The 2,520-nt window shown below is 72.2% G+C and carries 3 protein-coding genes and 1 pseudogene; 1 reads left to right on the forward strand and 3 read right to left on the reverse strand.

What is annotated here, in order from left to right:
• Positions 1-112: 112 nt before the first annotated feature.
• A complete protein-coding gene (locus ABTZ17_RS36630) occupies positions 113-571 on the forward strand; it encodes a Fur family transcriptional regulator (protein WP_502994991.1) in 459 nt (152 codons plus the stop codon).
• Positions 572-655: 84 nt separating this feature from the next.
• Here the strand turns inward: ABTZ17_RS36630 and ABTZ17_RS36635 are convergent, their stop codons facing one another.
• The 3 genes and pseudogenes from ABTZ17_RS36635 to ABTZ17_RS36645 form a co-directional block, all read right to left on the reverse strand.
• Entirely contained in the window at positions 656-1,480 is an 825-nt protein-coding gene (locus ABTZ17_RS36635; protein ID WP_352200151.1) for an isoprenyl transferase, read from the reverse strand.
• A gap of 13 nt (positions 1,481-1,493) precedes the next feature.
• On the reverse strand, positions 1,494-2,240 hold the full coding sequence (gene recO, locus ABTZ17_RS36640) for a DNA repair protein RecO (RefSeq protein WP_352200152.1): 747 nt from the start codon (positions 2,238-2,240) through the stop codon (positions 1,494-1,496).
• Positions 2,237-2,520, reverse strand: a pseudogene (locus tag ABTZ17_RS36645) (hypothetical protein); the annotation flags it as partial. The gene recO and the pseudogene ABTZ17_RS36645, both read right to left, overlap by 4 nt.

The raw sequence follows: 2,520 nt of genomic DNA on the forward strand, positions 1-2,520 counted from the left end.
GCGCGGACGAAGCTGTCGGCGCCTCCCCCGCCGGGCCGTTCGGGCGTGCGATACGCTCTCCGATCGGCCTGCTGCTGACGGGGGCGCTCCGGCGGGCGACCGGCCTGGCACAATGTCCCGAGGCCGATATGAGGAGGATCCGGTGGGGACTGCGCCTGGCGAGGCGAACGCGCCCGTACGAGGCCGCTCGACCCGGCAGCGGGCGGCCGTCGCGGCGGCCCTGGACGAGGTGGACGAGTTCCGCAGCGCCCAGGAACTGCACGACATGCTCAAGCACCGCGGCGACTCCGTGGGCCTGACCACCGTCTACCGCACCCTGCAGTCCCTGGCGGACGCGGGCGAAGTGGACGTGCTCCGCACCAGCGAGGGCGAGGCGGTCTACCGCCGCTGTTCCTCCGGGGACCACCACCACCACCTGGTCTGCCGCGTCTGCGGCAAGGCCGTGGAGGTGGAGGGACCGGCCGTGGAGAAGTGGGCGGACGCCATCGCGGCCGAGCACGGCTTCGTGAACGTGGCCCACACGGTGGAGATCTTCGGCACCTGCGCCGACTGCGCCGCCGCGGCCTCCTGAGGCCCGGCGCCCCGCACCCGTACGAGATCCGAGAGCCCGCGGACGGTCACCGTCCGCGGGCTCCGGCACGTCCGGGCGGGCCGACTACGGCTGGCCCTGGTACGGGATCTCGTTGGGGAGGGCGCCGCCGAAGCGACGGTCGCGCTGGGCGTACTCCAGGCAGGCCCGCCACAGGTCACGGCGGTCGAAGTCCGGCCACAGCACGTCCTGGAAGATCATCTCGGCGTAGCTGCTCTGCCAGATCAGGTAGTTGGAGGTGCGCATCTCCCCGCTGGGCCGCAGGAAGAGGTCCACGTCCGGCATGTCCGGGTAGTACAGGTACTTCGCGAAGGTCTTCTCGTTGACCTTGGACGGGTCGAGGCGGCCGGCGGCCACGTCCCGGGCGATGGCCTGGGCGGCGTCGGCGATCTCGGCGCGACCGCCGTAGTTCACGCAGAAGTAGAGCGTCATGGCGTCGTTGTCGACGGTCTGCTCCTGGGCGATCTGGAGCTCCTGGACCACCGACTTCCACATCTTGGGCATGCGGCCCACCCAGCGGATGCGGATGCCGAGCGCGTTCATCTCGTCGCGGCGGCGGCGGATGACGTCGCGGTTGAAGTTCATGAGGAAGCGGACCTCGTCCGGGGAGCGCTTCCAGTTCTCCGTGGAGAAGGCGTAGAGGGAGAGGTTCTTGACGCCCATCTCCAGGCAGCCCTTGAGCACGTCGAGGACGACGCCCTCGCCGACCTTGTGGCCCTCGGTGCGGGGCAGGCCGCGCTCCTTGGCCCAGCGGCCGTTGCCGTCCATGACGATGGCCACGTGCTGCGGGACGAGCTCGCCGGGGATCTTCGGCGGCCGGGCGCCCGAGGGGTGCGGTTCCGGCGTGAGGTACTCGCGGCGGGTGCGTCCCAGGATCCCGCGTCGTGCCATGTCGTTGCGCTCCTTATTTCTCTACGTATCGCAAGGAGCGTAGCCCTCGCTCCAGGTGCCAGTGCAGGTAGGCGGAGACCAGTCCGCTGCCCTCGCGGACGTACCGCGGCTCGCAGGCGTCCGCGGTGGCCCAGTCCCCCGTCAGCAGGGCACTGAGGAGCCCGACGGCCTCCGCCGAGGGTACGACGCTGCCGGCGACCCGGCAGTCCCCGCAGACCACGCCGCCCGCGGCCACCGAGAAGTGGCGGTTGGGGCCGTGGATGCCGCACTTGGCGCAGTCCTCGAAGGAGGGGGCGTAGCCGTTGACGGCGAGGGAGCGGAGCAGGAAGGCGTCGAGGACGAGGTGCGGTTCGTGTTCGCCGCGGGCCAGCGTGCGCAGGGCTCCGACCAGGAGGAGGTACTGCTGGACGGCCGGTTCGCCCTCGTTCTCGGTGAAGCGTTCGGCGGTCTCCAGCATGGCGGTGCCCGCGGTGTAGCGGGCGTAGTCGGTGACGATGCCGCCGCCGTAGGGGGCGATGATCTCGGTCTGGGTGCACAGCGGGAGGCTGCGGCCGACGAGTTCGCTGCCGCGGGCGAAGAACTGGACGTCCACGTGGGAGAAGGGTTCGAGGCGGGCGCCGAACTTGGACTTGGTGCGGCGGACGCCGCGGGCGACGGCGCGGATCCGGCCGTGGCCGCGGGTCAGGATCGTGATGATGCGGTCCGCCTCGCCCAGTTTCTGGGTGCGCAGCACGATGCCGTCGTCGCGGAACAGACTCATGGGCCCCATTGTCCCGCAGTCCACCGACAGTCCGGTCCGGTGGGGCCGGAGGGGGCGGTGAGGGGGACGGCGGTGCCCCGGCCGGGCGGGGCCCGGCCGGGGCGGTCCCGGGGGTGGTGCGAGGGGGTGCGGGGGCGGGTCAGGCGGTGGGGTCGGGGGCGTCCGGCTCCCCCGTGCTCCCGGTGCGGCTCGGCGGCGCTGGCGAGCGTGGCCGACCTGGGGGTGAAGGTGAAGGCGGCGGTCTCCAGCGTGCGGGCGGGCGTGCCCAGGACGGTGGTCT

Origin of the sequence: Streptomyces sp. NPDC097619 (genome assembly GCF_040302735.1) — a bacterium.
Taxonomy (GTDB): domain Bacteria; phylum Actinomycetota; class Actinomycetes; order Streptomycetales; family Streptomycetaceae; genus Streptomyces.

What these genes read in the sequence shown, in the direction of transcription:
- ABTZ17_RS36630 (WP_502994991.1), top strand. Translation starts at nt 113, where the DNA reads ATGTCCCGAGGCCGATATGAGGAGGATCCGGTGGGGACTGCGCCTGGC.
- ABTZ17_RS36635 (WP_352200151.1), bottom strand. Translation starts at nt 1,480, where the DNA reads ATGGCACGACGCGGGATCCTGGGACGCACCCGCCGCGAGTACCTCACG.
- recO (WP_352200152.1), bottom strand. Translation starts at nt 2,240, where the DNA reads ATGAGTCTGTTCCGCGACGACGGCATCGTGCTGCGCACCCAGAAACTG.